Origin of the sequence: Salmonella sp. SAL00670 (assembly GCF_046552235.1) — a bacterium.
In the GTDB taxonomy this organism is placed as follows: domain Bacteria; phylum Pseudomonadota; class Gammaproteobacteria; order Enterobacterales; family Enterobacteriaceae; genus Salmonella; species Salmonella enterica.
This window is the reverse complement of sequence record NZ_JBGDUO010000015.1, coordinates 1-26505: the sequence shown is the minus strand read 5'-3', so window position 1 is coordinate 26505 and position 26505 is coordinate 1. Positions and strand designations below refer to the sequence as shown.

Annotated in this window: 45 protein-coding genes and 3 pseudogenes; 41 read left to right on the top strand and 7 right to left on the bottom strand. The window is 50.7% G+C overall.

What is annotated here, in order from left to right; all coding sequences use genetic code 11:
* The 3 genes and pseudogenes from tuf to bfr all read left to right on the top strand — a co-directional run.
* Nucleotides 1-303: pseudogene (gene tuf / locus ACLJRS_RS23400) on the top strand (elongation factor Tu); the annotation flags it as partial.
* Nucleotides 304-487: 184 nt separating this feature from the next.
* The gene (gene bfd / locus ACLJRS_RS23395) at nucleotides 488-682 is read left to right on the top strand and encodes a bacterioferritin-associated ferredoxin (RefSeq protein WP_000289082.1); all 195 of its coding nucleotides are present in this window, start codon (nucleotides 488-490) and stop codon (nucleotides 680-682) included.
* A gap of 72 nt (nucleotides 683-754) precedes the next feature.
* Entirely contained in the window at nucleotides 755-1231 is a 477-nt protein-coding gene (bfr, locus tag ACLJRS_RS23390; protein WP_000675530.1) for a bacterioferritin, read from the top strand.
* Here the strand turns inward: bfr and hopD are convergent.
* Nucleotides 1228-1695, bottom strand: coding sequence for a prepilin peptidase (gene hopD / locus ACLJRS_RS23385; protein WP_000495848.1), 468 nt, complete (start codon nucleotides 1693-1695; stop codon nucleotides 1228-1230). The genes bfr and hopD overlap by 4 nt on opposite strands.
* A 379-nt stretch (nucleotides 1696-2074) precedes the next feature.
* Between hopD and rpsJ the strand changes: the two genes are divergently transcribed.
* The 31 genes and pseudogenes from rpsJ to ACLJRS_RS23230 form a co-directional block, all read left to right on the top strand.
* Nucleotides 2075-2386 (top strand): 30S ribosomal protein S10, encoded by a 312-nt coding sequence (rpsJ, locus tag ACLJRS_RS23380; RefSeq protein ID WP_001181005.1) that lies wholly within the window; start codon nucleotides 2075-2077, stop codon nucleotides 2384-2386.
* A gap of 32 nt (nucleotides 2387-2418) precedes the next feature.
* A complete protein-coding gene (gene rplC, locus ACLJRS_RS23375; protein WP_000579838.1) occupies nucleotides 2419-3048 on the top strand; it encodes a 50S ribosomal protein L3 in 630 nt (209 codons plus the stop codon).
* Nucleotides 3049-3058: 10 nt separating this feature from the next.
* Nucleotides 3059-3664, top strand: coding sequence for a 50S ribosomal protein L4 (gene rplD, locus ACLJRS_RS23370; RefSeq protein WP_000424395.1), 606 nt, complete (start codon nucleotides 3059-3061; stop codon nucleotides 3662-3664).
* Nucleotides 3661-3963, top strand: coding sequence for a 50S ribosomal protein L23 (rplW, locus tag ACLJRS_RS23365; RefSeq protein ID WP_000617546.1), 303 nt, complete (start codon nucleotides 3661-3663; stop codon nucleotides 3961-3963). Before rplD ends, rplW begins: the two co-directional genes overlap by 4 nt.
* Before the next feature lie 17 nt (nucleotides 3964-3980).
* Entirely contained in the window at nucleotides 3981-4802 is an 822-nt protein-coding gene (gene rplB, locus ACLJRS_RS23360; RefSeq protein ID WP_000301869.1) for a 50S ribosomal protein L2, read from the top strand.
* Nucleotides 4803-4818: 16 nt separating this feature from the next.
* On the top strand, nucleotides 4819-5097 hold the full coding sequence (gene rpsS / locus ACLJRS_RS23355; protein WP_001138115.1) for a 30S ribosomal protein S19: 279 nt from the start codon (nucleotides 4819-4821) through the stop codon (nucleotides 5095-5097).
* Nucleotides 5098-5111: 14 nt separating this feature from the next.
* A complete protein-coding gene (rplV, locus tag ACLJRS_RS23350; RefSeq protein ID WP_000447529.1) occupies nucleotides 5112-5444 on the top strand; it encodes a 50S ribosomal protein L22 in 333 nt (110 codons plus the stop codon).
* Nucleotides 5445-5461: 17 nt separating this feature from the next.
* Nucleotides 5462-6163 (top strand): 30S ribosomal protein S3, encoded by a 702-nt coding sequence (gene rpsC / locus ACLJRS_RS23345; RefSeq protein WP_000529945.1) that lies wholly within the window; start codon nucleotides 5462-5464, stop codon nucleotides 6161-6163.
* Nucleotides 6164-6175: 12 nt separating this feature from the next.
* Complete coding sequence (gene rplP / locus ACLJRS_RS23340) at nucleotides 6176-6586, top strand: 50S ribosomal protein L16 (protein WP_000941208.1); 411 nt, start codon at nucleotides 6176-6178, stop codon at nucleotides 6584-6586.
* Nucleotides 6586-6777: a 50S ribosomal protein L29 gene (gene rpmC, locus ACLJRS_RS23335; protein ID WP_000644742.1), complete on the top strand. Its 192-nt coding sequence runs from the start codon at nucleotides 6586-6588 to the stop codon at nucleotides 6775-6777. Before rplP ends, rpmC begins: the two co-directional genes overlap by 1 nt.
* Nucleotides 6777-7031, top strand: a complete 255-nt coding sequence (gene rpsQ, locus ACLJRS_RS23330) for a 30S ribosomal protein S17 (RefSeq protein ID WP_000130101.1) — start codon at nucleotides 6777-6779, stop codon at nucleotides 7029-7031. The genes rpmC and rpsQ overlap by 1 nt, the downstream gene beginning before the upstream one ends.
* Nucleotides 7032-7194: 163 nt before the next feature.
* Nucleotides 7195-7566: a 50S ribosomal protein L14 gene (rplN, locus tag ACLJRS_RS23325; RefSeq protein ID WP_000613954.1), complete on the top strand. Its 372-nt coding sequence runs from the start codon at nucleotides 7195-7197 to the stop codon at nucleotides 7564-7566.
* Nucleotides 7567-7576: 10 nt separating this feature from the next.
* Nucleotides 7577-7891, top strand: coding sequence for a 50S ribosomal protein L24 (gene rplX / locus ACLJRS_RS23320; protein WP_000729185.1), 315 nt, complete (start codon nucleotides 7577-7579; stop codon nucleotides 7889-7891).
* Between the two features lie 14 nt (nucleotides 7892-7905).
* On the top strand, nucleotides 7906-8445 hold the full coding sequence (gene rplE, locus ACLJRS_RS23315) for a 50S ribosomal protein L5 (RefSeq protein ID WP_001096206.1): 540 nt from the start codon (nucleotides 7906-7908) through the stop codon (nucleotides 8443-8445).
* A gap of 14 nt (nucleotides 8446-8459) precedes the next feature.
* Nucleotides 8460-8765 (top strand): 30S ribosomal protein S14, encoded by a 306-nt coding sequence (gene rpsN / locus ACLJRS_RS23310; RefSeq protein ID WP_001118932.1) that lies wholly within the window; start codon nucleotides 8460-8462, stop codon nucleotides 8763-8765.
* Nucleotides 8766-8798: 33 nt separating this feature from the next.
* Nucleotides 8799-9191, top strand: coding sequence for a 30S ribosomal protein S8 (rpsH, locus tag ACLJRS_RS23305; RefSeq protein WP_000062611.1), 393 nt, complete (start codon nucleotides 8799-8801; stop codon nucleotides 9189-9191).
* Between the two features lie 12 nt (nucleotides 9192-9203).
* Complete coding sequence (gene rplF, locus ACLJRS_RS23300) at nucleotides 9204-9737, top strand: 50S ribosomal protein L6 (protein ID WP_000091939.1); 534 nt, start codon at nucleotides 9204-9206, stop codon at nucleotides 9735-9737.
* A gap of 9 nt (nucleotides 9738-9746) precedes the next feature.
* The gene (gene rplR, locus ACLJRS_RS23295; RefSeq protein WP_000358956.1) at nucleotides 9747-10100 is read left to right on the top strand and encodes a 50S ribosomal protein L18; all 354 of its coding nucleotides are present in this window, start codon (nucleotides 9747-9749) and stop codon (nucleotides 10098-10100) included.
* A gap of 14 nt (nucleotides 10101-10114) precedes the next feature.
* On the top strand, nucleotides 10115-10618 hold the full coding sequence (rpsE, locus tag ACLJRS_RS23290; protein WP_000940121.1) for a 30S ribosomal protein S5: 504 nt from the start codon (nucleotides 10115-10117) through the stop codon (nucleotides 10616-10618).
* A gap of 3 nt (nucleotides 10619-10621) precedes the next feature.
* Nucleotides 10622-10801, top strand: a complete 180-nt coding sequence (rpmD, locus tag ACLJRS_RS23285) for a 50S ribosomal protein L30 (RefSeq protein ID WP_001140434.1) — start codon at nucleotides 10622-10624, stop codon at nucleotides 10799-10801.
* Nucleotides 10802-10804: 3 nt separating this feature from the next.
* Complete coding sequence (rplO, locus tag ACLJRS_RS23280; protein WP_001238917.1) at nucleotides 10805-11239, top strand: 50S ribosomal protein L15; 435 nt, start codon at nucleotides 10805-10807, stop codon at nucleotides 11237-11239.
* A gap of 7 nt (nucleotides 11240-11246) precedes the next feature.
* Nucleotides 11247-12578: a preprotein translocase subunit SecY gene (gene secY, locus ACLJRS_RS23275; RefSeq protein ID WP_001118864.1), complete on the top strand. Its 1332-nt coding sequence runs from the start codon at nucleotides 11247-11249 to the stop codon at nucleotides 12576-12578.
* Nucleotides 12579-12609: 31 nt separating this feature from the next.
* The gene (rpmJ, locus tag ACLJRS_RS23270; RefSeq protein WP_000868187.1) at nucleotides 12610-12726 is read left to right on the top strand and encodes a 50S ribosomal protein L36; all 117 of its coding nucleotides are present in this window, start codon (nucleotides 12610-12612) and stop codon (nucleotides 12724-12726) included.
* Nucleotides 12727-12872: 146 nt separating this feature from the next.
* Entirely contained in the window at nucleotides 12873-13229 is a 357-nt protein-coding gene (rpsM, locus tag ACLJRS_RS23265) for a 30S ribosomal protein S13 (protein ID WP_000090780.1), read from the top strand.
* A gap of 16 nt (nucleotides 13230-13245) precedes the next feature.
* The gene (gene rpsK, locus ACLJRS_RS23260) at nucleotides 13246-13635 is read left to right on the top strand and encodes a 30S ribosomal protein S11 (RefSeq protein WP_001029758.1); all 390 of its coding nucleotides are present in this window, start codon (nucleotides 13246-13248) and stop codon (nucleotides 13633-13635) included.
* A gap of 33 nt (nucleotides 13636-13668) precedes the next feature.
* On the top strand, nucleotides 13669-14289 hold the full coding sequence (rpsD, locus tag ACLJRS_RS23255) for a 30S ribosomal protein S4 (RefSeq protein WP_000135226.1): 621 nt from the start codon (nucleotides 13669-13671) through the stop codon (nucleotides 14287-14289).
* Nucleotides 14290-14314: 25 nt separating this feature from the next.
* Nucleotides 14315-15304 (top strand): DNA-directed RNA polymerase subunit alpha, encoded by a 990-nt coding sequence (locus tag ACLJRS_RS23250; protein ID WP_001162094.1) that lies wholly within the window; start codon nucleotides 14315-14317, stop codon nucleotides 15302-15304.
* Between the two features lie 40 nt (nucleotides 15305-15344).
* The gene (gene rplQ / locus ACLJRS_RS23245) at nucleotides 15345-15728 is read left to right on the top strand and encodes a 50S ribosomal protein L17 (protein ID WP_001216370.1); all 384 of its coding nucleotides are present in this window, start codon (nucleotides 15345-15347) and stop codon (nucleotides 15726-15728) included.
* Between the two features lie 107 nt (nucleotides 15729-15835).
* Complete coding sequence (locus ACLJRS_RS23240) at nucleotides 15836-16204, top strand: DUF1992 domain-containing protein (RefSeq protein WP_000266515.1); 369 nt, start codon at nucleotides 15836-15838, stop codon at nucleotides 16202-16204.
* A 10-nt stretch (nucleotides 16205-16214) separates the two neighbouring features.
* Entirely contained in the window at nucleotides 16215-16640 is a 426-nt protein-coding gene (zntR, locus tag ACLJRS_RS23235) for a Zn(2+)-responsive transcriptional regulator (RefSeq protein WP_000285588.1), read from the top strand.
* Nucleotides 16641-16697: 57 nt separating this feature from the next.
* Nucleotides 16698-16901 (top strand): annotated as a pseudogene (locus ACLJRS_RS23230) (alternative ribosome-rescue factor A); the annotation flags it as partial.
* 1 nt (nucleotide 16902) lies between these two features.
* Here ACLJRS_RS23230 and mscL read toward each other — a convergent pair.
* From mscL to def, 5 genes are all read right to left on the bottom strand, one after another.
* A complete protein-coding gene (gene mscL / locus ACLJRS_RS23225; RefSeq protein WP_000008119.1) occupies nucleotides 16903-17316 on the bottom strand; it encodes a large-conductance mechanosensitive channel protein MscL in 414 nt (137 codons plus the stop codon).
* 141 nt (nucleotides 17317-17457) lie between these two features.
* Nucleotides 17458-18834, bottom strand: coding sequence for a Trk system potassium transporter TrkA (trkA, locus tag ACLJRS_RS23220; protein ID WP_000691374.1), 1377 nt, complete (start codon nucleotides 18832-18834; stop codon nucleotides 17458-17460).
* Between the two features lie 21 nt (nucleotides 18835-18855).
* Nucleotides 18856-20145, bottom strand: a complete 1290-nt coding sequence (rsmB, locus tag ACLJRS_RS23215; protein WP_000744596.1) for a 16S rRNA (cytosine(967)-C(5))-methyltransferase RsmB — start codon at nucleotides 20143-20145, stop codon at nucleotides 18856-18858.
* A 51-nt stretch (nucleotides 20146-20196) separates the two neighbouring features.
* Entirely contained in the window at nucleotides 20197-21144 is a 948-nt protein-coding gene (fmt, locus tag ACLJRS_RS23210) for a methionyl-tRNA formyltransferase (RefSeq protein WP_001285165.1), read from the bottom strand.
* Between the two features lie 15 nt (nucleotides 21145-21159).
* Complete coding sequence (gene def / locus ACLJRS_RS23205; protein ID WP_000114987.1) at nucleotides 21160-21669, bottom strand: peptide deformylase; 510 nt, start codon at nucleotides 21667-21669, stop codon at nucleotides 21160-21162.
* Nucleotides 21670-21800: 131 nt separating this feature from the next.
* Between def and dprA the strand changes: the two are divergent.
* The 6 genes and pseudogenes from dprA to ACLJRS_RS23175 all read left to right on the top strand — a co-directional run bounded on the left by dprA (nucleotide 21801) and on the right by ACLJRS_RS23175 (nucleotide 25592).
* Nucleotides 21801-22924, top strand: a pseudogene (gene dprA / locus ACLJRS_RS23200) (DNA-protecting protein DprA).
* On the top strand, nucleotides 22896-23369 hold the full coding sequence (gene smg / locus ACLJRS_RS23195) for a DUF494 family protein Smg (protein ID WP_000460663.1): 474 nt from the start codon (nucleotides 22896-22898) through the stop codon (nucleotides 23367-23369). The pseudogene dprA and the gene smg overlap by 29 nt, the downstream one beginning before the upstream one ends.
* A gap of 26 nt (nucleotides 23370-23395) precedes the next feature.
* A complete protein-coding gene (locus ACLJRS_RS23190; protein ID WP_001129708.1) occupies nucleotides 23396-23938 on the top strand; it encodes a type I DNA topoisomerase in 543 nt (180 codons plus the stop codon).
* 4 nt (nucleotides 23939-23942) lie between these two features.
* Nucleotides 23943-24515 carry an L-threonylcarbamoyladenylate synthase type 1 TsaC gene (tsaC, locus tag ACLJRS_RS23185; protein WP_001063615.1) on the top strand — a complete coding sequence of 191 codons (573 nt, stop codon included), beginning with the start codon at nucleotides 23943-23945 and terminating at the stop codon, nucleotides 24513-24515.
* A 4-nt stretch (nucleotides 24516-24519) separates the two neighbouring features.
* Nucleotides 24520-25338: a shikimate dehydrogenase gene (gene aroE, locus ACLJRS_RS23180; protein ID WP_000451198.1), complete on the top strand. Its 819-nt coding sequence runs from the start codon at nucleotides 24520-24522 to the stop codon at nucleotides 25336-25338.
* Complete coding sequence (locus ACLJRS_RS23175; RefSeq protein ID WP_001076449.1) at nucleotides 25335-25592, top strand: DUF1488 domain-containing protein; 258 nt, start codon at nucleotides 25335-25337, stop codon at nucleotides 25590-25592. The genes aroE and ACLJRS_RS23175 overlap by 4 nt, the downstream gene beginning before the upstream one ends.
* On the opposite strand, the gene ACLJRS_RS23170 is transcribed toward ACLJRS_RS23175, so the two are convergent.
* On the bottom strand, nucleotides 25568-26122 hold the full coding sequence (locus ACLJRS_RS23170) for a gamma carbonic anhydrase family protein (protein WP_001285626.1): 555 nt from the start codon (nucleotides 26120-26122) through the stop codon (nucleotides 25568-25570). The genes ACLJRS_RS23175 and ACLJRS_RS23170 overlap by 25 nt on opposite strands.
* Nucleotides 26123-26235: 113 nt before the next feature.
* Here ACLJRS_RS23170 and ACLJRS_RS23165 point away from each other — a divergent pair, with 113 nt between their 5' ends.
* Nucleotides 26236-26388 carry a hypothetical protein gene (locus ACLJRS_RS23165; protein WP_000795900.1) on the top strand — a complete coding sequence of 51 codons (153 nt, stop codon included), beginning with the start codon at nucleotides 26236-26238 and terminating at the stop codon, nucleotides 26386-26388.
* Nucleotides 26389-26505: the final 117 nt, after the last annotated feature.

The following is a 26505-nucleotide window of genomic DNA, read 5'->3' as shown; positions in this document are numbered from 1 at the left end:
AAGCCGGGCACCATCAAGCCGCACACCAAGTTCGAATCTGAAGTGTACATTCTGTCCAAAGATGAAGGCGGCCGTCATACTCCGTTCTTCAAAGGCTACCGTCCGCAGTTCTACTTCCGTACTACTGACGTGACTGGTACCATCGAACTGCCGGAAGGCGTAGAGATGGTAATGCCGGGCGACAACATCAAAATGGTTGTTACCCTGATCCACCCGATCGCAATGGACGACGGTCTGCGTTTCGCAATCCGTGAAGGCGGCCGTACTGTTGGCGCGGGCGTTGTTGCTAAAGTTCTGGGCTAATTACTCGTTAATTAGTTTTGAATTGAAGAGGGCGCTTCGGCGCCCTTTTTGTTGCCTGCTATTTAGCCGCTGTTATATTTATTAGCCTTTTTTAACGCTTCTCCCGTGGCGTAAATCGCTTTGTGCTATTGTAATCATAACCATTCTCATTTACACTTTGTGCGGAAATTGAACGGGAGCGATCATGTACGTTTGTTTGTGTAATGGTATAAGCGATAAAAAAATCCGCCAGGCTGTACGACAATTTCATCCGCAGTCATTTCAACAGTTGCGTAAATTTATTCCTGTGGGAAATCAATGTGGTAAGTGTATTCGCGCCGCGCGAGAAGTGATGCAGGATGAGTTAACGCAAATGCCGGAATTTAAAGAGATCGCCTGAGTCACACTCTTTTTTTTGACATCCCTGTAGCCCCATCTACGCTCTAGAGAGTGGAAGCGGAGGGACTATAAAATGAAAGGTGATGTTAAAATCATAAATTATCTCAATAAACTATTGGGAAATGAGCTTGTCGCAATTAATCAGTATTTTCTTCATGCCCGTATGTTCAAAAACTGGGGGCTGACCCGGCTTAATGATGTTGAGTACCATGAATCCATTGATGAGATGAAACACGCCGATAAGTATATTGAGCGTATTTTATTTCTGGAAGGCATACCGAACCTACAGGATCTGGGCAAGCTGGGCATCGGTGAAGATGTCGAAGAGATGCTACGATCGGATCTCCGGCTCGAACTGGAAGGCGCAAAAGATCTACGTGAGGCAATAGCCTATGCCGATAGCGTTCATGATTATGTCAGCCGGGATATGATGATTGAAATTCTTGCCGACGAGGAAGGCCACATCGACTGGCTGGAAACTGAGTTGGATTTGATTGCCAAACTTGGTATGCAAAATTATCTGCAATCACAAATTAAGGTTACCGATTAACCGTCTGGAAAGAAAACTTTCCAACCTGTTATGAAACCCGCCACCGCCAGCCATGGCCCAAAAGGTAGCGGGTTTATTAATGCCGATTTACCTCTCACCAGTAGCGCGACGCCAAACCCGCCACAAGCCAACATAGCGGCAAGGAAAACCAGTAACGGCAGTGTTTCCCAACAATGCCACGCCCCTAAGGCAGCGAGGTACTTGACGTCGCCATATCCAAGCCCCTCTTTCTGATAACGCAGGCGATAGCCCCAGTAAATTAACGCGAATCCGCCATAGCCGGCGATAGCGCCCCAAAGCGCATCCGGTAAACGCTCCGGCAGGCAAATCTGGTGATAAAGCAGACCACCCCACAGCAATGGACAAGTAAACCGGTCAGGTAGCAGACCGGTACGCGCGTCGTATATGCCAAGTAATAAAGAGAACGACGCATAAAAAATGAGAAAGGGGAGGGCAACAAACATAAGCAAATCCTCGTCAAGGCTTGTGCTCACCTTTGTAGATTTATGCGACAGCGGCAACGACGTATTGCCAGGTTTGCCTGATGCCTTCCAAAGAAAAGATGCGCGTTGCCATTCCATGCGTACCATCTGGAATCATGCTCGCATAAGAATAAAGCGCTTAATTTCTATCCGACACTTGCGTCAGGCTGAGATTTACGTATAATGCGCGGGCTTGTCGTAATTGACGGCAGGTTCGATTTGAACCTCGAATAGCCGATTTGGCTATTTAACAATGCTCCCAATCGGGGAGCTACGTAAGAACGGTTACACTCTCCCATCAATCGTAATGGGTGTGAGGAGTAATCATTTTCGTTTATAAAATAATTGGAGCTCTGGTCTCATGCAGAACCAAAGAATCCGTATCCGCCTGAAAGCGTTTGATCATCGTCTGATCGATCAATCAACCGCGGAAATCGTCGAGACTGCCAAGCGCACTGGTGCGCAGGTTCGCGGTCCGATCCCGCTGCCGACCCGCAAAGAGCGCTTTACCGTTCTGATCTCTCCGCACGTTAACAAAGATGCGCGCGATCAGTACGAAATTCGCACTCACAAGCGTCTGGTTGACATCGTTGAGCCAACCGAGAAAACCGTTGATGCTCTGATGCGTCTGGACCTGGCTGCCGGTGTAGACGTGCAGATCAGCCTGGGTTAATCAGGTCATCGAGCGATTGAGAGGTTGATACAATGATTGGTTTAGTCGGTAAAAAAGTGGGTATGACCCGCATCTTCACTGAAGATGGCGTCTCTATCCCAGTAACCGTAATCGAAGTTGAAGCAAACCGTGTTACTCAGGTTAAAGACCTGGCTAACGATGGCTACCGCGCTGTTCAGGTTACTACGGGTGCTAAAAAAGCTAACCGTGTCACCAAGCCGGAAGCGGGTCACTTTGCTAAAGCTGGCGTAGAAGCTGGCCGTGGTCTGTGGGAATTCCGTCTGGCTGAAGGCGAAGAATACACCGTAGGTCAGAGCATCAGCGTTGAACTGTTTGCTGACGTTAAAAAAGTTGACGTAACCGGTACCTCTAAAGGTAAAGGTTTCGCTGGTACCGTTAAGCGCTGGAACTTCCGTACCCAGGACGCTACTCACGGTAACTCCTTGTCTCACCGCGTTCCGGGTTCTATCGGTCAGAACCAGACTCCGGGCAAAGTGTTCAAAGGCAAGAAAATGGCAGGTCAGATGGGTAATGAGCGCGTAACCGTTCAGAGCCTTGACGTAGTACGCGTTGACGCTGAGCGCAACCTGCTGCTGGTTAAGGGTGGTGTTCCGGGTGCAACCGGTTGCGACCTGATCGTTAAACCAGCTGTGAAGGCGTAAGGGGATAGCAATGGAATTAGTATTGAAAGACGCGCAGAGCGCGCTGACTGTTTCCGAAACTACCTTCGGTCGTGATTTCAACGAAGCGCTGGTTCACCAGGTTGTTGTTGCTTATGCAGCTGGTGCTCGTCAGGGTACTCGTGCTCAGAAGACTCGTGCTGAAGTAACTGGTTCCGGTAAAAAACCGTGGCGCCAGAAAGGCACTGGCCGTGCGCGTTCAGGTTCTATCAAGAGCCCGATCTGGCGTTCCGGTGGCGTGACCTTCGCTGCTCGTCCGCAGGACCACAGTCAAAAAGTTAACAAGAAGATGTACCGCGGCGCGCTGAAAAGCATCCTGTCCGAACTGGTACGTCAGGATCGTCTGATCGTTGTCGAGAAGTTCTCTGTAGAAGCGCCGAAAACTAAGCTGCTGGCACAGAAACTGAAAGACATGGCTCTGGAAGATGTGCTGATCATCACCGGTGAGCTGGACGAGAACCTGTTCCTGGCCGCACGTAACCTGCACAAGGTTGACGTACGCGATGCGACTGGTATCGACCCGGTTAGCCTGATCGCCTTCGACAAAGTCGTAATGACTGCTGATGCTGTTAAGCAAGTTGAGGAGATGCTGGCATGATTCGTGAAGAACGTCTGCTGAAGGTGCTGCGCGCACCGCACGTTTCTGAAAAAGCGTCTACTGCGATGGAAAAAACCAACACCATCGTTCTCAAAGTTGCTAAAGACGCGACCAAAGCAGAAATCAAAGCTGCTGTGCAGAAACTGTTTGAAGTCGAAGTCGAAGTCGTTAACACCCTGGTAGTTAAAGGGAAAGTTAAACGTCACGGACAGCGTATCGGTCGTCGTAGCGACTGGAAAAAAGCTTACGTCACCCTGAAAGAAGGCCAGAATCTGGACTTCGTCGGCGGCGCTGAGTAAGTCGGAGGAGTAATACAATGGCAGTTGTTAAATGTAAACCGACATCTCCGGGTCGTCGCCACGTCGTTAAAGTGGTCAACCCAGAGCTGCACAAGGGCAAACCTTTTGCTCCGCTGGTTGAAAAAAACAGCAAATCCGGTGGTCGTAACAACAATGGCCGTATCACCACTCGTCATATCGGTGGTGGTCACAAACAGGCTTATCGTATTGTTGACTTCAAACGCAACAAAGACGGTATCCCGGCAGTTGTTGAACGTCTTGAGTACGATCCGAACCGTTCCGCGAACATCGCGCTGGTTCTGTACAAAGACGGCGAACGCCGTTACATCCTGGCCCCGAAAGGCCTGAAAGCTGGCGACCAGATTCAGTCTGGCGTTGATGCTGCAATCAAAGCAGGCAACACCCTGCCGATGCGCAATATCCCGGTTGGTTCTACCGTTCATAACGTAGAAATGAAACCAGGTAAAGGCGGTCAGCTGGCACGTTCCGCTGGTACTTACGTTCAGATCGTTGCTCGCGATGGCGCTTATGTCACCCTGCGTCTGCGTTCTGGTGAAATGCGTAAAGTCGAAGCAGACTGCCGTGCAACCCTGGGCGAAGTTGGCAATGCTGAGCATATGCTGCGCGTTCTGGGTAAAGCAGGTGCTGCACGCTGGCGTGGCGTTCGTCCTACCGTTCGCGGTACTGCGATGAACCCAGTAGACCACCCACATGGTGGTGGTGAAGGTCGTAACTTTGGTAAGCACCCGGTAACTCCGTGGGGCGTTCAGACCAAAGGTAAGAAGACCCGCAGCAACAAGCGTACTGATAAATTCATCGTACGTCGCCGTAGCAAATAATTTTAGAGGATAAGCCATGCCACGTTCTCTCAAGAAAGGTCCTTTTATTGACCTGCACTTGCTGAAGAAGGTAGAGAAAGCGGTGGAAAGCGGAGACAAGAAGCCCCTGCGCACCTGGTCCCGTCGTTCAACGATCTTTCCTAACATGATCGGTTTGACCATCGCTGTCCATAATGGTCGTCAGCACGTTCCGGTATTTGTTTCCGACGAAATGGTCGGTCACAAACTGGGTGAATTCGCACCGACTCGTACTTATCGCGGCCACGCTGCTGATAAAAAAGCGAAGAAGAAATAAGGTAGGAGGAAGAGATGGAAACTATCGCTAAACATCGCCATGCTCGTTCTTCTGCTCAGAAGGTTCGCCTTGTTGCTGACCTGATTCGCGGTAAGAAAGTGTCGCAGGCTCTGGATATTCTGACCTACACCAACAAGAAAGCGGCTGTACTGGTCAAGAAAGTTCTGGAATCTGCCATTGCTAACGCTGAACACAACGATGGCGCTGACATTGACGATCTGAAAGTTACGAAAATTTTCGTAGACGAAGGCCCGAGCATGAAGCGCATTATGCCGCGTGCAAAAGGTCGTGCAGATCGCATCCTGAAGCGCACCAGCCACATCACTGTGGTTGTGTCCGATCGCTGAGACTCTGGAGACTAGCAATGGGTCAGAAAGTACATCCTAATGGTATTCGCCTGGGTATTGTAAAACCATGGAACTCTACCTGGTTTGCGAACACCAAAGAATTCGCTGACAACCTGGACAGCGATTTTAAAGTACGTCAGTACCTGACGAAGGAACTGGCTAAAGCGTCTGTATCTCGTATCGTTATCGAGCGTCCGGCTAAGAGCATCCGTGTGACTATTCACACCGCTCGCCCGGGTATCGTTATCGGTAAAAAAGGTGAAGACGTAGAAAAACTGCGTAAGGTCGTAGCGGATATCGCTGGCGTTCCTGCACAGATCAACATCGCCGAAGTTCGTAAACCTGAACTGGACGCTAAACTGGTTGCTGACAGCATCACTTCTCAGCTGGAACGTCGCGTTATGTTCCGTCGTGCGATGAAGCGTGCTGTACAGAACGCCATGCGTCTGGGCGCTAAAGGTATCAAAGTTGAAGTTAGCGGCCGTCTGGGCGGCGCGGAAATCGCACGTACCGAATGGTACCGCGAAGGTCGCGTACCGCTGCACACTCTGCGTGCTGACATCGACTACAACACCTCTGAAGCGCACACCACTTATGGTGTAATCGGCGTTAAAGTGTGGATCTTCAAAGGCGAGATCCTGGGTGGTATGGCTGCTGTTGAACAACCGGAAAAACCGGCTGCTCAACCGAAAAAGCAGCAGCGTAAAGGCCGTAAATAAGGAGCGTCGCTGATGTTACAACCAAAGCGTACAAAATTCCGTAAAATGCACAAAGGCCGCAACCGTGGTCTGGCTGCAGGCGCGGATGTTAGCTTCGGCAGCTTCGGCCTGAAAGCTGTTGGCCGTGGTCGTCTGACTGCCCGTCAGATCGAAGCAGCACGTCGTGCTATGACCCGTGCAGTTAAGCGTCAAGGTAAGATCTGGATCCGTGTATTCCCGGACAAACCGATCACTGAAAAGCCGCTGGCAGTGCGTATGGGTAAAGGTAAAGGTAACGTGGAGTATTGGGTTGCCTTGATTCAGCCGGGTAAAGTCCTGTATGAAATGGACGGCGTACCGGAAGAGCTGGCCCGTGAAGCATTCAAGCTGGCAGCAGCGAAACTGCCGATTAAAACCACCTTTGTAACTAAGACGGTGATGTAATGAAAGCAAAAGAGCTGCGTGAGAAGAGCGTTGAAGAGCTGAACACCGAGCTACTGAACCTGCTGCGTGAGCAGTTCAACCTGCGTATGCAGGCTGCAAGTGGCCAGCTGCAACAGTCTCACCTGTTGAAGCAAGTGCGTCGTGATGTCGCACGCGTTAAGACTTTACTGACTGAGAAGGCGGGTGCGTAATGACCGATAAAATCCGTACTCTGCAAGGTCGCGTGGTTAGCGACAAAATGGAGAAATCCATTGTTGTTGCTATCGAACGTTTTGTGAAACACCCGATCTACGGTAAATTCATCAAGCGTACGACCAAAATGCACGTACATGACGAGAACAACGAATGCGGTATCGGCGACGTGGTTGAAATCCGCGAATGCCGTCCGCTGTCCAAGACCAAATCCTGGACTCTGGTTCGCGTTGTAGAGAAAGCGGTTCTGTAATACAGTACGCATTCTCAACGAATAAACGGCTCAGCGATGGGCCGTTTATTTTTTCTACCCATATCTGATTTGCGGTGTTATAATGCCGCGCCCTCGATATGGGGTTTTTTTAACGACCTGATTTTCGGGTCTCAGTAGTAGTTGACATTAGCGGAGCACTAAAATGATCCAAGAACAGACTATGCTGAACGTCGCCGACAACTCCGGTGCACGTCGCGTAATGTGTATCAAGGTTCTGGGTGGCTCGCACCGTCGCTACGCAGGCGTAGGCGACATCATTAAGATCACCATCAAAGAAGCGATTCCGCGTGGTAAGGTCAAAAAAGGTGATGTGCTGAAGGCGGTAGTGGTGCGCACCAAGAAGGGTGTTCGTCGCCCGGACGGTTCTGTCATTCGCTTCGATGGTAATGCATGCGTTATTTTAAACAATAACAGCGAGCAGCCTATCGGTACGCGTATTTTTGGGCCGGTAACTCGTGAACTTCGTAACGAGAAGTTCATGAAAATTATCTCTCTGGCACCAGAAGTACTCTAAGGAGCGAATCATGGCAGCGAAAATCCGTCGTGATGACGAAGTTATCGTGTTAACCGGTAAAGATAAAGGTAAACGCGGTAAAGTTAAGAATGTCCTGTCTTCCGGCAAGGTCATTGTTGAAGGTATCAACCTGGTTAAGAAACACCAGAAGCCGGTTCCGGCTCTGAACCAACCGGGCGGCATCGTTGAAAAAGAAGCTGCAATTCAGGTTTCTAACGTTGCAATCTTCAATGCGGCAACCGGCAAGGCTGACCGTGTAGGCTTTAGATTCGAAGACGGCAAAAAAGTCCGTTTCTTCAAGTCTAACAGCGAAACTATCAAGTAATTTGGAGTAGTACGATGGCGAAACTGCATGATTACTACAAAGACGAAGTAGTTAACAAACTCATGACTGAGTTTAACTACAATTCTGTCATGCAAGTCCCTCGGGTCGAGAAGATCACCCTGAACATGGGTGTTGGTGAAGCGATCGCTGACAAGAAACTGCTGGATAACGCAGCAGCAGACCTGACAGCAATCTCCGGTCAAAAACCGTTGATCACCAAAGCACGCAAATCTGTTGCAGGCTTCAAAATCCGTCAGGGCTATCCGATCGGCTGTAAAGTAACTCTGCGTGGCGAACGCATGTGGGAGTTCTTTGAGCGCCTGATCACTATTGCTGTTCCTCGTATCCGTGACTTCCGTGGCTTGTCCGCTAAGTCATTCGACGGTCGTGGTAACTACAGCATGGGTGTCCGTGAGCAGATCATCTTCCCAGAAATCGACTACGATAAAGTCGACCGCGTTCGTGGTTTGGATATTACCATTACCACTACTGCGAAATCTGACGAAGAAGGCCGTGCTCTGCTGGCTGCCTTTGACTTCCCGTTCCGCAAGTAAGGTAGGGTTACTAAATGGCTAAGCAATCAATGAAAGCACGCGAAGTAAAACGCGTAGCTTTAGCTGATAAATACTTCGCGAAACGCGCTGAACTGAAAGCGATCATCTCTGATGTGAACGCAACCGACGAAGATCGTTGGAATGCGGTTCTTAAGCTGCAGACTCTGCCGCGTGATTCCAGCCCGTCACGTCAGCGTAACCGCTGCCGTCAAACTGGTCGTCCGCACGCTTTCCTGCGGAAGTTCGGGTTGAGCCGTATTAAGGTCCGTGAAGCCGCTATGCGCGGTGAAATTCCGGGTCTGAAAAAGGCTAGCTGGTAATTGTCACCAATTGAATCACGGGAGTAAAGACAGATGAGCATGCAAGATCCGATCGCGGATATGCTGACCCGTATCCGTAACGGTCAGGCCGCGAACAAAGCTGCGGTCACCATGCCTTCCTCCAAGCTGAAAGTGGCAATTGCCAACGTGCTGAAGGAAGAAGGTTTTATTGAAGATTTTAAAGTTGAAGGCGACACCAAGCCGGAACTGGAACTGACTCTTAAGTATTTCCAGGGTAAAGCTGTTGTAGAAAGCATTCAGCGTGTCAGCCGCCCAGGTCTGCGCATCTACAAACGTAAAGATGAGCTGCCGAAAGTTATGGCCGGTCTGGGTATCGCAGTTGTTTCTACCTCTAAAGGTGTTATGACTGATCGTGCAGCGCGCCAGGCTGGTCTTGGTGGCGAAATTATCTGCTACGTAGCCTAATCGGAGGAAAAAATGTCTCGTGTTGCTAAAGCACCGGTCGTTGTTCCTGCCGGCGTTGATGTCAAAATCAACGGTCAGGTTATTACGATCAAAGGTAAAAACGGCGAGCTGACTCGTACTCTCAACGATGCTGTTGAAGTTAAACATGCAGATAATGCACTGACCTTCGGTCCGCGTGATGGTTACGCAGACGGTTGGGCACAGGCTGGTACCGCGCGTGCCCTGCTGAACTCAATGGTTATCGGTGTTACCGAAGGCTTCACTAAGAAGCTGCAGCTGGTTGGTGTAGGTTATCGTGCAGCGGTTAAAGGGAATGTAGTAAACCTGTCTTTAGGTTTCTCTCACCCGGTTGACCATCAGCTGCCGGCAGGTATCACTGCTGAATGTCCGACTCAAACTGAAATCGTGCTGAAAGGCGCTGATAAGCAGGTGATCGGCCAGGTTGCAGCAGATCTGCGCGCCTACCGTCGTCCTGAGCCTTACAAAGGCAAGGGTGTTCGTTACGCCGACGAAGTCGTGCGTACCAAAGAGGCTAAGAAGAAGTAAGGTAACACTATGGATAAGAAATCTGCTCGTATCCGTCGTGCGACCCGCGCACGCCGCAAGCTCAAAGAGCTGGGCGCAACTCGCCTGGTGGTACATCGTACCCCGCGTCATATTTACGCACAGGTAATTGCACCGAACGGTTCTGAAGTTCTGGTAGCTGCTTCTACTGTAGAAAAAGCTATCGCTGAACAACTGAAGTACACCGGTAACAAAGACGCGGCTGCAGCTGTGGGTAAAGCTGTCGCTGAACGCGCTCTGGAAAAAGGCATCAAAGATGTGTCCTTTGACCGTTCCGGGTTCCAATATCATGGTCGTGTCCAGGCACTGGCAGATGCTGCCCGTGAAGCTGGCCTTCAGTTCTAAGGTAGAGGTGTAAGATGGCTCACATCGAAAAACAAGCTGGCGAACTGCAGGAAAAGCTGATCGCGGTAAACCGCGTATCTAAAACCGTTAAAGGTGGTCGTATTTTCTCCTTCACAGCTCTGACTGTAGTAGGCGATGGTAACGGTCGCGTAGGTTTTGGTTACGGTAAAGCGCGTGAAGTTCCAGCAGCGATCCAGAAAGCGATGGAAAAAGCCCGTCGCAATATGATTAACGTCGCGCTGAACAACGGCACCCTGCAGCACCCGGTTAAAGGTGTTCACACGGGGTCTCGTGTATTCATGCAGCCAGCTTCCGAAGGTACCGGTATCATCGCCGGTGGTGCAATGCGCGCCGTTCTGGAAGTTGCTGGGGTTCATAACGTTCTGGCTAAAGCATACGGTTCCACCAACCCGATCAACGTGGTTCGTGCAACTATTGATGGCCTGGAAAATATGAATTCTCCAGAAATGGTCGCTGCCAAGCGTGGTAAATCCGTTGAAGAAATTCTGGGGAAATAAACCATGGCAAAGACTATTAAAATTACTCAAACCCGCAGTGCAATCGGTCGTCTGCCGAAACACAAGGCAACGCTGCTTGGCCTGGGTCTGCGTCGTATTGGCCACACCGTAGAGCGCGAGGATACTCCTGCTGTTCGTGGTATGGTCAACGCGGTTTCCTTCATGGTTAAAGTTGAGGAGTAAGAGATGCGTTTAAATACTCTGTCTCCGGCCGAAGGCTCCAAAAAGGCGGGTAAACGCCTGGGTCGTGGTATCGGTTCTGGCCTCGGTAAAACCGGTGGTCGTGGTCACAAAGGTCAGAAGTCTCGTTCTGGCGGTGGCGTACGTCGCGGTTTCGAGGGTGGTCAGATGCCTCTGTACCGTCGTCTGCCGAAATTCGGCTTCACTTCTCGCAAAGCAGCGATTACAGCCGAAGTTCGTCTGTCTGACCTGGCGAAAGTAGAAGGCGGCGTTGTAGACCTGAACACGCTGAAAGCGGCAAACATTATCGGTATCCAGATCGAGTTCGCGAAAGTGATCCTGGCTGGCGAAGTCACTACTCCGGTAACTGTTCGTGGCCTGCGTGTTACTAAAGGCGCTCGTGCTGCTATCGAAGCTGCTGGCGGTAAAATCGAGGAATAAGTAGCAGATGGCTAAACAACCGGGATTAGATTTTCAAAGTGCCAAAGGTGGCTTAGGTGAGCTGAAACGCAGACTGCTGTTTGTTATCGGCGCGCTGATTGTGTTCCGTATTGGCTCTTTTATTCCGATCCCTGGTATTGATGCCGCTGTACTTGCCAAACTGCTTGAGCAACAGCGAGGCACCATCATTGAAATGTTTAACATGTTCTCTGGTGGTGCTCTCAGCCGTGCTTCTATCTTTGCCCTGGGGATCATGCCGTATATTTCGGCGTCGATCATTATCCAGCTGTTGACGGTGGTTCATCCAACGCTGGCAGAAATTAAGAAAGAAGGGGAGTCTGGTCGTCGTAAGATCAGCCAGTACACCCGTTACGGTACTCTGGTGCTGGCGATATTCCAGTCGATCGGTATTGCTACCGGTTTGCCGAATATGCCTGGTATGCAGGGCCTGGTGATGAATCCAGGCTTTGCATTCTATTTCACCGCTGTTGTAAGTCTGGTTACAGGGACGATGTTCCTGATGTGGCTCGGCGAACAGATTACTGAGCGCGGTATCGGTAACGGTATCTCAATCATCATCTTCGCTGGTATCGTTGCGGGACTCCCGCCAGCCATTGCCCATACTATCGAGCAAGCGCGTCAAGGCGACCTGCACTTCCTCGTGTTGCTGTTGGTTGCAGTATTAGTATTTGCAGTGACGTTCTTTGTAGTATTCGTTGAACGTGGTCAACGCCGTATTGTGGTAAACTACGCCAAACGTCAGCAAGGTCGTCGTGTCTATGCTGCACAGAGCACACATTTACCGCTGAAAGTGAATATGGCGGGGGTAATCCCGGCAATCTTCGCTTCCAGTATTATTCTGTTCCCGGCGACCATCGCGTCATGGTTCGGGGGCGGTACTGGTTGGAACTGGCTGACAACAATTTCGCTGTATTTGCAGCCTGGGCAACCGCTTTATGTGTTACTCTATGCGTCTGCAATCATCTTCTTCTGTTTCTTCTACACGGCGTTGGTTTTCAACCCGCGTGAAACAGCAGATAACCTGAAGAAGTCCGGTGCATTTGTACCAGGAATTCGTCCGGGAGAGCAAACGGCGAAGTATATCGATAAAGTAATGACCCGCCTGACCCTGGTTGGTGCGCTGTATATTACCTTTATCTGCCTGATCCCGGAGTTCATGCGTGATGCAATGAAAGTGCCGTTCTACTTCGGTGGGACCTCACTGCTTATCGTTGTTGTCGTGATTATGGACTTTATGGCTCAAGTGCAAACTCTGATGATGTCCAGTCAGTATGAGTCTGCATTGAAGAAGGCGAACCTGAAAGGCTACGGCCGTTAATTGGTCGCCTGAGAAGTTACGGAGAGTAAAAATGAAAGTTCGTGCTTCCGTCAAGAAATTATGCCGTAACTGCAAAATCGTTAAGCGTGATGGTGTCATCCGTGTGATTTGCAGTGCCGAGCCGAAGCATAAACAGCGCCAAGGCTGATTTTTTCGCATATTTTTCTTGCAAAGTTGGGTTGAGCTGGCTAGATTAGCCAGCCAATCTTTTGTATGTCTGTACGTTTCCATTTGAGTATCCTGAAAACGGGCTTTTCAGCATGGTACGTACATATTAAATAGTAGGAGTGCATAGTGGCCCGTATAGCAGGCATTAACATTCCTGATCAGAAACACGCCGTGATCGCGTTAACTTCGATCTACGGTGTCGGCAAGACCCGTTCTAAAGCCATCCTGGCTGCAGCGGGTATCGCTGAAAATGTTAAGATCAGTGAGCTGTCTGAAGAACAAATCGACACGCTGCGTGACGAAGTTGCCAAATTTGTCGTTGAAGGTGATCTGCGCCGTGAAATCAGCATGAGCATCAAGCGCCTGATGGATCTTGGTTGCTATCGCGGTTTGCGTCATCGTCGTGGTCTCCCGGTTCGCGGTCAGCGTACCAAGACCAACGCTCGTACCCGTAAGGGTCCGCGCAAACCGATCAAGAAATAATCGGGGTGATTGAATAATGGCAAAGGCACCAGTTCGCGCACGTAAACGTGTAAGAAAACAAGTCTCTGACGGCGTGGCTCATATCCATGCTTCTTTCAACAACACCATCGTGACTATTACCGATCGTCAGGGTAATGCGCTGGGTTGGGCAACAGCCGGTGGTTCCGGTTTCCGTGGTTCTCGCAAATCCACTCCGTTTGCAGCTCAGGTTGCAGCAGAGCGTTGCGCTGACGCCGTGAAAGAATACGGTATCAAGAATCTGGAAGTTATGGTTAAAGGTCCGGGTCCAGGCCGCGAATCTACTATTCGTGCTCTGAACGCCGCTGGTTTCCGCATCACTAATATTACTGATGTGACTCCGATCCCTCATAACGGTTGTCGTCCGCCGAAAAAACGTCGCGTATAACGCTTCGTTTTCCAGGTTAGTTGGAGAAAGAAAATGGCAAGATATTTGGGTCCTAAGCTCAAGCTGAGCCGTCGTGAGGGCACCGACTTATTCCTTAAGTCTGGCGTTCGCGCGATCGATACCAAGTGTAAAATTGAACAAGCTCCTGGCCAGCACGGTGCGCGTAAGCCGCGTCTGTCTGACTATGGTGTGCAGTTGCGTGAAAAGCAAAAAGTTCGCCGCATTTACGGTGTGCTGGAGCGTCAGTTCCGTAACTACTACAAAGAAGCAGCACGTCTGAAAGGCAACACCGGTGAAAACCTGTTGGCTCTGCTGGAAGGTCGTCTGGACAACGTTGTATACCGTATGGGCTTCGGCGCCACTCGTGCGGAAGCACGTCAGCTGGTTAGCCATAAAGCAATTATGGTAAACGGTCGTGTTGTTAACATCGCTTCTTATCAGGTTAGTCCGAATGACGTTGTTAGCATTCGTGAGAAAGCGAAGAAGCAGTCTCGCGTGAAAGCCGCTCTGGAGCTGGCTGAGCAGCGTGAAAAGCCAACCTGGCTGGAAGTTGATGCTGGCAAGATGGAAGGTACGTACAAGCGTAAGCCTGAGCGTTCTGATCTGTCTGCGGACATTAACGAACACCTGATCGTCGAGCTTTACTCCAAGTAAAGCTTAGTACCAAAGAGAGGACACAATGCAGGGTTCTGTGACAGAGTTTCTAAAACCGCGCCTGGTAGATATCGAGCAAGTGAGTTCGACGCACGCCAAGGTGACCCTTGAGCCTTTAGAGCGTGGCTTCGGCCATACTCTGGGTAACGCACTGCGCCGTATTCTGCTCTCATCGATGCCGGGTTGCGCGGTGACCGAGGTTGAGATTGATGGTGTACTACATGAGTACAGCACCAAAGAAGGCGTTCAGGAAGACATCCTGGAAATCCTGCTCAACCTGAAAGGGCTGGCGGTGAGAGTTCAGGGTAAAGATGAAGTTATTCTTACCCTGAATAAATCTGGCATTGGCCCTGTGACTGCAGCCGATATCACCCATGATGGGGATGTCGAAATCGTCAAGCCGCAGCACGTGATCTGCCACCTGACCGATGAAAACGCGTCTATTAGTATGCGTATCAAAGTTCAGCGCGGTCGTGGTTATGTGCCGGCTTCTACCCGAATTCATTCGGAAGAAGATGAGCGCCCAATCGGCCGTCTGCTGGTCGACGCCTGCTACAGCCCTGTAGAGCGTATTGCCTACAATGTTGAAGCAGCGCGTGTAGAACAGCGTACCGACCTGGACAAGCTGGTCATCGAAATGGAAACCAACGGCACAATCGATCCTGAAGAGGCGATTCGTCGTGCGGCAACCATCCTGGCTGAACAACTGGAAGCTTTCGTTGATTTACGTGATGTACGTCAACCGGAAGTGAAAGAAGAGAAACCAGAATTCGATCCGATCCTGCTGCGCCCTGTTGACGATCTGGAATTGACTGTCCGCTCTGCTAACTGCCTCAAGGCAGAAGCTATCCACTATATCGGTGATCTGGTACAGCGTACCGAGGTTGAGCTTCTTAAGACGCCTAACCTGGGTAAAAAATCTCTTACCGAGATTAAAGACGTGCTGGCTTCCCGTGGACTGTCTCTGGGTATGCGCCTGGAAAACTGGCCACCGGCAAGCATCGCTGACGAGTAACCGGATCACAGGTTAAGGTTTTACTGAGAAGGATAAGGTCATGCGCCATCGTAAGAGTGGTCGTCAACTGAACCGCAACAGCAGCCATCGCCAGGCTATGTTCCGCAACATGGCAGGTTCACTGGTTCGTCATGAAATCATCAAGACGACCCTGCCTAAAGCGAAAGAGCTGCGTCGCGTAGTTGAGCCGCTGATTACTCTTGCCAAGACTGATAGCGTTGCTAATCGTCGTCTGGCATTCGCCCGTACTCGTGATAACGAGATCGTGGCAAAACTGTTTAACGAGCTGGGCCCGCGTTTCGCGAGCCGCGCCGGTGGTTACACTCGCATTCTGAAGTGTGGCTTCCGTGCAGGCGACAACGCGCCGATGGCATACATCGAGCTGGTTGATCGTTCAGAGAAAACAGAAGCTGCTGCAGAGTAATCTGTAGTAACGTAAAAAAACCCGCTTCGGCGGGTTTTTTTATACCCTCCTGAACCCCACATATCTACAATAATTGTATTCTTTTCGTTCAATCCCTGGAGCGACGTATGTGGTTACTTGACCAGTGGGCAGAGCGTCATATTATCGAGGCACAGCGTAAAGGCGAGTTTGATAATTTGCCTGGCCGTGGCGAGCCGCTTATTCTGGATGATGATTCTCATGTGCCGGCGGAACTTCGTGCGGGTTATCGCTTACTCAAGAATGCGGGCTGTCTTCCCCCTGAACTGGAGCAGCGCAGAGATGCTATTCAGTTACTTGATATCCTCAACAGTATCCGGGAAGATGACCCTCGATACCATCAGGTTAGTCGCCAGCTCTCGCTGCTTGAACTAAAACTTCGGCAGGCTGGGTTGAGTACCGACTTTTTACACGGTGAGTATGCAGAAAAACTGCTGCATAAAATCAACGATAATTAACGGAGCTTGTATGTATCGCATTGGTGAGCTGGCAAAGCTGGCAGACGTAACGCCTGATACCATTCGCTACTATGAAAAACAGCAGATGATGGATCATGAGGTACGTACTGAAGGCGGGTTTCGTCTGTATACCGAAAACGATCTGCAGCGTCTCAAGTTTATTCGTTATGCTCGGCAGTTGGGTTTCACGCTTGAGTCGATCCGTGAACTTCTATCGATCCGAATTGATCCTGAGCACCATACCTGTCAGGAATCAAAAAGTATTGTGCAAGAGCGATTGCAGGAGGTTGAAGCCAGGATTGCGGAACTGCAAACGATGCAGCGTTCGTTACAAAGGCTTAATGATGCTTGTTGTGGAACGGCCCACAGTAGCGTCTATTGTTCCATTCTGGAAGCCCTGGAACAGGGGGCCAGTGGGGCGAAATCAGGATGTTGATTTATTGAACCGGCGGGGCTACACTCGCGCCGTTAATTTATACAATCAGGAGACATTATGAGTCGTTATCAACATAAGAAAGGGCAGATAAAGGACAATGCCATTGAGGCATTACTGCACGATCCCCTTTTCAGGCAACGCGTTGAAAAAAATAAGAAAGGCAAAGGAAGTTATCTGCGTAAAGGTAAACACGGTAATCGAGGGAACTGGGAGGCCAGTGGCAAGAAAGTAAGTAACTTTTTTACCACTGGCCTTCTGCTGATTAAGAACGGTTATTTTGTTCTTTCAGCAGATCGCGGATTTCGCCCAATAACACTTCCTCTTTAGAAGGCGCTGGCGGAGCTGCCGGCTCTTCTGCTTTTTTACGGTTGAGTCTGTTGATAAGCTTAATGGCAACAAAGATAGCAAAGGCCACAATCACAAAATCAAATACGTTCTGGATAAACACGCCGTAATGCATGACGACCGCCGGAATATCTCCCTGCGCTTCGCGTAACGTAAAAGCAAATTGTTTAAAGTCGATCCCGCCGATTAACAATCCCAACGGCGGCATAATAATATCGGCAACCAGTGAAGAAACAATCTTACCGAATGCCGCGCCAATAATGACACCCACTGCCAAATCCACAACATTTCCGCGCATCGCGAATTCGCGAAATTCTTTAATAAAACTCATTTTTATTCTCCCTATGCAGCTGACGTTATAAGTTTAACAAATGCTAAGGCATTTTCCATTTACGGCTTCTGTTTAGCGAAATAAATTAAACCTTGATAAATAAAGGGAATTAAAAAGGGCGCTGAATGAGCGCCCCTTAAATTAGAGGAAGAAAGGACTTGGCTGGAACAGACGTTCGACGTCGGTAATAAACTTTTTATCGGTCAAAAACATAATGACGTGATCGCCTTGTTCAATGCGCAAATTGTCATTAGCAATCATGACATCATTTCCACGCACCACCGCGCCAATAATGGTGCCTGGCGGCAGTTTAATTTCGTCAATGACGCGGCCAACCACGCGGGAAGTGCTTTCATCGCCGTGCGCGACGGCTTCGATGGCTTCGGCAACCCCGCGACGTAGTGAGGAAACGCCGACGATATCCGCTTTACGCACATGGCTCAGTAATGCAGAGATGGTGGCCTGCTGCGGAGAAATCGCAATATCTATAACGCTACCCTGCACAAGATCGACATAAGCGCGGCGCTGAATCAGCACCATCACTTTTTTGGCGCCCATCCGCTTGGCCAACATCGCGGACATGATATTGGCTTCATCATCGTTAGTGACCGCGATAAAGAGATCGACCTGATCAATATGCTCCTCCGCCAGCAATTCCTGATCGGAGGCGTCGCCAAAAAAGACGATCGTGTTTTGCAGTTTCTCAGCCAATTCTGCGGCGCGTTGTTGATCGCGTTCGATCAATTTAACGCTATAGTCTTTTTCCAGACGCCTTGCCAGCCCGGCGCCGATATTGCCGCCGCCCACCAGCATGATGCGCTTGTAGGGTTTTTCCAGACGCTGTAATTCGCTCATTACTGCACGGATATGCTGTGAAGCCGCAATAAAGAAGACTTCATCCCCTGCTTCCACGATAGTCGAGCCCTGAGGACGGATTGGTCTGTCATGGCGGAAAATTGCGGCAACGCGGGTATCGATATGCGGCATATGCTCTCGCATTGTCGAGAGCGCGTTACCTATTAGTGGACCGCCATAGTAGGCTTTAACTACTGCCAGACTGACTTTCCCTTCGGCAAAGTTTACAACCTGTAATGCTCCCGGATACTCGATCAGGCGATAAATATTATCGATAACCAACTGCTCCGGCGCGATCAGATGATCAATCGGAACCGCTTCAGAATGAAAGAGTTTATCCGCATCGCGAACATAGTCCGGGGAGCGAATGCGGGCGATACGGTTTGGAGTGTTGAAGAGTGAATAGGCTACCTGGCAGGCAACCATATTAGTTTCATCTGAACTGGTGACAGCGACCAGCATATCCGCATCGTCAGCGCCCGCTTCGCGCAATACGCGGGGATGCGAACCATGCCCCTGCACTACGCGTAGATCGAACTTATCTTGCAAACTGCGTAACCGTTCGCCGTTGGTATCAACCACCGTGATGTCGTTGTTTTCGCCGACCAGGTTTTCCGCCAGTGTTCCACCAACTTGCCCTGCGCCCAGTATGATAATTTTCATCAGTCGTGGCCCGTTATCTCATCACTTCTTGATTAGCTTAGCGTAAAAGAACCCATCACCTTCTTCGCCGCCCGGCAGATTTTGCTGTCCTGGCTGATCAGGTGTTCCCGTTTCGCTGAGCGCGGCATCGGGAGTGCGTTGCAAAAAGGCTTTGATCTGATCGCGGTTTTCTTCCGGCAGTACGGAACAGGTGGCGTAAACCAGCGTCCCGCCGGGCTTCAGGCGCGGCCAGACGGCATCAAGAATTTCCGCCTGTAATTGCGCCAGTTCCGCGATATCGCGATCGCGACGCAGCCATTTGATATCTGGATGACGGCGAATGACGCCGGTTGCGGAGCAGGGCGCATCCAGCAGAATACGGTCAAACTGCTGCTCGCCGCACCATTGGGAGGGATAACGTCCATCCCCTTGTTTAACTGTCGCTTTCATCCCAAGACGCTTTAGGTTGTCGTAAACGCGGGAGAGTCGTTGTTCATCAATATCAACTGCCAACACGTCTGCTTCAGGGGCCACTTCGAGAATATGCGTGGTTTTACCGCCGGGCGCGGCGCACAAGTCTAAAATGTGCTCACCGTTCTGAGGAGCGAGAAAAACCGCACATCCCTGCGCAGAGGCATCCTGGACAGTTACCCAACCCTCAGCAAAACCGGGTAAAGCATGTACCGGAGCTGGCGTTTCCAGACGTACAGCGTCGGGATAATCGGGATGGGGATATCCCTTCATGCCTGCGTCTTCAAGTAAGCCAAGCCAACCGTCGCGGGTGTGGTGTGTACGATTTACACGTAGCCACATCGGTGGACGCTGGTTATTCGCTTCAATAATGTGTTGCCACTGTGTGGGGTAAGCATTTTGCAAACGCTTTACCAGCCAACCTGGATGTAAAAAGCGCGCATCGCTGGTCGCAAACTCATTAAGCAACGTTTCCTGCTGGCGCTGGAACTGGCGCAGGACGCCGTTAATTAACCCTTTCAACTGCGGACGTTTGATGGCGACCGCGCCTTCAACGGTTTCAGCCAGCGCCGCATGGGGAGGAACGCGGGTGTACAGCAACTGATAAAAGCCGACCATAATTAAGTAATGCACTGTACGCTGCTTGCCGGTCATTGGACGAGACATCAGCTTATTGATTAGCCATTCCAGCTGTGAAAGGGTGCGCAGTACGCCAAAGCACAGCTCCTGAAGTAGCGCTTTGTCTTTATCGGCGACTTTTTGTTGCAGCGGCGGGAGCACATTACTTAATGATTGTCCCTGCTCGACGACCTGTTCAACGGCCTGTGCTGCCAGACTACGTAAATTGTTTTGTTTTTTCATATGTATAAAATAAAAATGCCCGGTAACACCGGGCTTATAAAGACGTGACCGTCAGGCAAGACGGTTACCAGGAATAAACCATTCCCGGCGTGAATTTAACAGATCCTGGGCGCTCATCGCTTTTTTGCCGGCAGGCTGAAGCGAAAGCAAATTTAATATCCCCTTGCCTGTTGCAACCTGAATGCCCTGTTTCGTCGCGGCCAGAATGGTTCCCGGCAGCGACTGCGTGGCGTCCTCAATGACGGACGCCTGCCAGACTTTTACCGGCTGGCCGTCGATTTCCAGCCAGCTCATTGGCCACGGATTAAAGGCGCGAATGCAACGCTCCAGCTGTGCTGCGGAGAGAGACCAGTCAATACGCGCTTCTTCTTTACTGAGCTTTTCCGCATGAGTGACCAGCGCTTCATTCTGCGCTTCAGGCGTCGCTGTGCCGTCCGCCAGTTGTTTTAGTGTGGTAATTAACCCCTGCGGGCCAAGTTCAGCCAACTTATTATACAGTGAGCCACTGGTATCTTCTGCGGTAATCGGGCACGCAAGTTTATACAGCATGTCGCCGGTATCCAGCCCTACATCCATCTGCATAATTGTGACGCCGGTTTCCGCATCGCCTGCCCAGAGTGAGCGCTGAATAGGCGCCGCGCCGCGCCAGCGTGGAAGCAGCGAACCGTGAACGTTGATACATCCGAGACGGGGCATATCCAGCACTGCCTTTGGGAGAATCAGACCATATGCTACGACAACCATGACGTCGGCATGTAAGTCAGCCACCAGATGCTGGTTTTCCTGAGGACGAAGCGACACGGGCTGGAAAACGGGCAGGCCTTTTTCTTCCGCCAGCACTTTTACCGGGCTGGGCATCAACTTTTTGCCGCGACCTGCTGGACGATCGGGTTGGGTAAATACGCCGACAACGTTATGTCCAGAAGTTAACAGCGCGTCGAGATGACGCGCTGCAAAGTCAGGTGTACCCGCAAAAATAATACGTAGTGAATCTGACACGTTGGTTCTTGTCCTTTAAGCCCGGGCGTTCAGGCGGTCGAGTTTTTCTACTTTCTGACGAATACGTTGTTGCTTCAGCGGCGACAAATAATCGATAAACAGTTTACCGACCAGGTGATCCATCTCATGCTGAATGCAGATTGCCAGCAAACCATCCGCTTCAAGCTCAAACGGGTTGCCGTCGCGATCCAGCGCGCGGATTTTCACTTTCTCGGCGCGCGGCACTAAAGCGCGCTGTTCCGGGATCGACAGACAGCCTTCTTCTATACCCGTTTCGCCACTTTTCTCCAGCAATTCCGGGTTAATGAGTACCAGGCGCTCGTCGCGGTTTTCCGAAACGTCAATCACGATGATCCGCTGGTGGATATCGACCTGCGTTGCGGCCAGACCGATACCTTCTTCCGCGTACATCGTTTCGAACATATCATCGACGATACGCTGAATTTCTGCATTCACTTCTTCAACCGGCTTTGCGACTTTGCGAAGGCGCTCGTCCGGAATATGTAACACTTGCAAAACTGACATAATTATCCAGAGTTGTGTTCAGGAGTTGAAAAGATTATTACCTCTATTCTAGACAAATCCCCACCTGATTGACAGCATCAGTGACCAATCGCAAAGATTGTTCAGACTGCTTGTGGCAGGGGAGGGAAAGGATGGCCCGTACCGAAATTTGGTTACGTTTAATGTACGTCGGCGACCTTTATGGCGAGGCGATGTTGAACATGGCGAACTCGCTTATTCGTCAGCCTCAGATAAATCGCACGCACCTTCAGGAGGCTGGTCTTACCGCGCGGCAAGCTGAACGTTTTTTACAGCTTCCAGCAGGTGTGCTTGATGAGACGTTACGCTGGCTTGAACTACCGCAGCATCATTTTCTGTGTGCGGATAGTGAGATTTATCCTCCCCAACTGCGTGCTATTGATGATTATCCCGGCGCTATTTTTATTGACGGCGATCCTGCCTGTCTGCATACCTGCCAACTTGCCGTCGTAGGGAGCCGGAGCCACTCCTGGTATGGAGAACGCTGGGGACGTCTGCTTTGCGAAAGCCTTGCGAAAAGCGGTTTGACGATCACCAGCGGCCTTGCCCGGGGAATTGATGGCGTACCACACAACGCCGCGGTGAGTATGGGGGAAAAAGTGTAGCGGTGTTAGGGAATGGCTTGGCAAAGATTTATCCTCGCCGACATGCCATGCTGGCTGAAAACTTGATTGCTACCGGCGGCGCAGTGGTCTCAGAATTTCCGCTTTCAACGCCTCCGCTACCGCAACATTTTCCTCGCAGAAACCGTATCATCAGCGGACTGAGCAAAGGCGTGCTGGTGATTGAGGCGGCGTTGCGCAGCGGTTCGTTGGTGACGGCGCGCTGCGCGCTTGAACAGGGGCGGGACGTTTTTGCATTACCAGGTCCTATCGGTAGTCCGGGAAGCGAAGGCACGCACTGGTTAATTAAACAAGGGGCCACGCTTGTGACGACGCCGGAGGATATTCTGGAAAATTTGCAATACGGCTTACACTGGTTGCCAACTACGGCGGAAAATTCACTTTATTCACTAAATCAGGATGAGGCGGCATTGCCATTTCCTGAGCTCCTGGCTAACGTAGGAGATGAGGTAACACCTGTTGACGTCGTCGCTGAACGTGCCGGCCAACCTGTGCCAGCGGTAGTGGCTCAGCTACTCGAACTGGAGTTAGCAGGATGGATCGCAGCTGTACCCGGCGGCTATGTCCGATTAAGGAGGGCAAGCCATGTTCGACGTACTAATGTATTTGTTTGAAACATACATCCATAACGAAGCCGAGCTGCGCGTGGATCAGGACAGACTGGAGCGTGATCTCACCGACGCTGGGTTTGATCGCGAAGACATCTACAATGCGCTGCTGTGGCTGGAAAAACTCGCTGACTATCAGGATGGCCTCGCGGAACCCATGCAACTTGCTTCCGACCCTCTTTCAATGCGCATTTATACGGTTGAAGAGTGTGAAAGGCTTGATGCCAGTTGCCGGGGGTTCCTGTTATTCCTTGAGCAGATTCAGGTGCTAAACCTCGAAACACGAGAAATGGTGATTGAGCGTGTGCTGGCGCTGGATACCGCAGAGTTTGACCTGGAAGACTTGAAATGGGTTATTTTGATGGTGTTATTCAACATTCCGGGCTGTGAAAACGCCTATCAGCAAATGGAAGAATTACTCTTTGAGGTAAATGAAGGTATGCTGCATTGATAGGTGTTAATGCTGCATGAGTGAATATGGCTAAATCAGCACTGTTTTCGGTGCGTAAAAATGAGCCCTGCCCGCAGTGCGGGGCCGAACTGGTAATTCGCTCCGGGAAACATGGTCCGTTTCTCGGCTGTTCTCGCTATCCGGAATGCGATTACGTTCGTCCGCTGAAAAGTCAGGCGGACGGGCATATCGTTAAAATTCTGGAGGGGCAACTGTGTCCTGAGTGCGGCGCCGTACTGGTGCTGCGTCAGGGGCGCTTTGGCATGTTCATCGGATGCAGTCAGTATCCGCAATGTGAACATACAGTGGTTATTGATAAACCGGATGAAACGGCGATTGCCTGTCCAGCCTGCCAGCAAGGACATTTGGTCCAGCGCCGTTCTCGTTACGGTAAAATCTTTCATTCCTGCGATCGCTACCCGGAATGTCAGTTCGTCATTAACTTCACACCGGTTGCGGGGGAATGCCCCGAGTGCCATTATCCGCTACTCATCGAAAAGAAAACCGCGCAGGGCGTGAAGCGCTTTTGCGCCAGTAAACAATGTGGAAAGCCGGTTCCGGTGGAATAAACAAGTGAATAATAACCTGCCAACAGGATCTATCGCCGCAGCGGTAGATCTCCTGAATAAAGAAAATGTCATCGCTTATCCAACAGAAGCCGTTTTCGGCGTCGGCTGCGATCCCGATAGTGAAACAGCCGTTACGCGCCTGCTGGCGTTAAAACAACGGCCCGTCGATAAGGGACTCATTTTGATTGCCGCCAGCTTTGAGCAGTTAAAACCTTATATTGATGACACCATACTTACCGTCGCACAGCGTAAAGCGGTATTTGATTGCTGGCCCGGGCCGGTAACGTTTGTTTTTCCTGCGCCCGCGACAACGCCGCGGTGGCTCACGGGACGTTTTGATTCCCTGGCCGTTCGTGTTACCAACCACCCGCTGGTGGTCGCGCTATGCAATGCGTATGGCAAACCGCTGGTTTCCACCAGCGCCAATCTGAGCGGATTACCGCCATGTCGTACCGTTGAAGAGGTGCGTGCGCAATTTGGCGATGATTTTCCGGTGGTTGAAGGCGCAACGGGTGGGCGTCTAAATCCTTCAGAAATTCGCGATGCTCTGACGGGCGAACTGTTTCGACAGGGGTAATATGATGGAAACCTATGCTGTTTTTGGAAATCCGATTGCGCACAGCAAATCGCCATTTATTCATCAGCAATTTGCTCAGCAGCTAGATATTGTTCACCCCTATGGTCGCGTGCTGGCCCCTATTAATAATTTCATTAATACGCTTGATGCCTTTTTCGCGGCAGGGGGAAAAGGCGCAAACATCACAGTACCTTTTAAAGAGGAGGCGTTTGCGCGTTCGGATGAGTTAACGGAACGAGCATCGCTGGCGGGAGCCGTCAATACATTAAAACGGCTGGAAGATGGTCGTTTGCTTGGCGACAATACTGACGGTATCGGTTTATTAAGCGATCTCGAACGTTTAAATTTTATCCGCCCAGGATGGCGTATTTTGCTGATTGGCGCGGGCGGCGCATCCCGGGGCGTGCTGTTACCTCTGCTTTCTTTGGATTGCGCGGTCACTATCACCAACCGTACAGCTTCACGTGCCGAAGCGTTGGCGAAAATCTTTGCTCATACCGGCAGCGTTCATGCCACGGATATGGACAAGCTGGATGGTTGTGAGTTTGACCTAATTATTAATGCGACCTCCAGCGGCATACGGGGCGAAATCCCGGCGATACCAGCGTCACTTATTCACCCTTCCCTCTGTTGCTATGACATGTTCTATCAAAAAGGGAATACGCCATTTCTCTCCTGGTGTGTACAACAGGGCGCAAAACGCTACGCAGATGGGCTGGGAATGCTGGTGGGGCAGGCTGCACATGCCGTTTTGCTTTGGCACGGTGTATTACCGCAGGTCGAGCCAGTGATTGAGCAGCTACAGCAGGAATTATTAGCGTGAACCAGTCCATACAATTCCCTGACCGCGAAGAATGGGATACTGCCGCCAGCGCTGTCATCTTTCCCGCCCTGGTTAATGGGATGCAACTCACGTGTGCAATAAAAAAAGATGTACTGGCGTATCGCTTTGGTGGAGAAACAGCGGAGCAATGGCTGACCATTTTTCGTGAGTATCGCTGGGACCTGGAAGAAGAGGCTGAAGCATTAATCCTGGCCCAGCAGGAAGACGATCACGGTTGGATATGGTTATCCTGAGAAAGATAGTCGTCTTTCCATTTTACATAGTTATTGGCGGAGTACTGCAGGCCCGATCTCTCAGCATCGCTCAGGGGGCGGATCTGTTTTACCGGACTGCCAAGATATAAATAGCCACTTTCCAGCCGTTTGTGCTGCGGCACCAGGCTTCCCGCACCAATCATTACGTCATCTTCTATTATCGCGCCATCCAGCACAATGGAGCCCATACCGACCAGTACGCGGTTACCGATGGTACAGCCGTGCAGCATAACTTTATGGCCAACGGTAACATCTTCGCCAATGATTAATGGGTTGCCGTGTGGATTGGATGGAGACTTGTGGGTTACGTGAAGAACGCTGCCATCCTGAATGTTCGTACGAGCCCCTATCGCAACGTAATTCACATCGCCGCGAATCACCACAAGCGGCCAGATCCCGATATCATCCGCCAGACGGACATCACCAATAACCACGCTGTTGGTATCGATCATCACGCGCTGACCGATTTCAGGAAAAAGATCCTTATAAGGACGTAATGTGTCAGACATGTCTACCTCATCATAAATGAATAGTCATGAAGACTTTGGTTGCTTTAACGGCGTTGTGCAAGGGGAGATAGCATCAAAAAATCGCCACTTTGCGCAGGAATGGAGCGAAAGGGATGAAAAATCAACAAACAGAAAAAAAGATCCAAAAAACGCTTGTGCAAAAAAATGGGATCCCTATAATGCGCCTCCATCGACACGGCGGATGTGAATCACTTCACACAAACAGCCGGCCGGTTGAAGAGAAAAATCCTGAAATTCAGGGTTGACTCTGAAAGAGGAAAGCGTAATATACGCCACCTCGCAACGGTGAGCGAAAGCCGCGTTGCACTGCTCTTTAACAATTTATCAGACAATCTGTGTGGGCACTCGAAGATACGGATTCT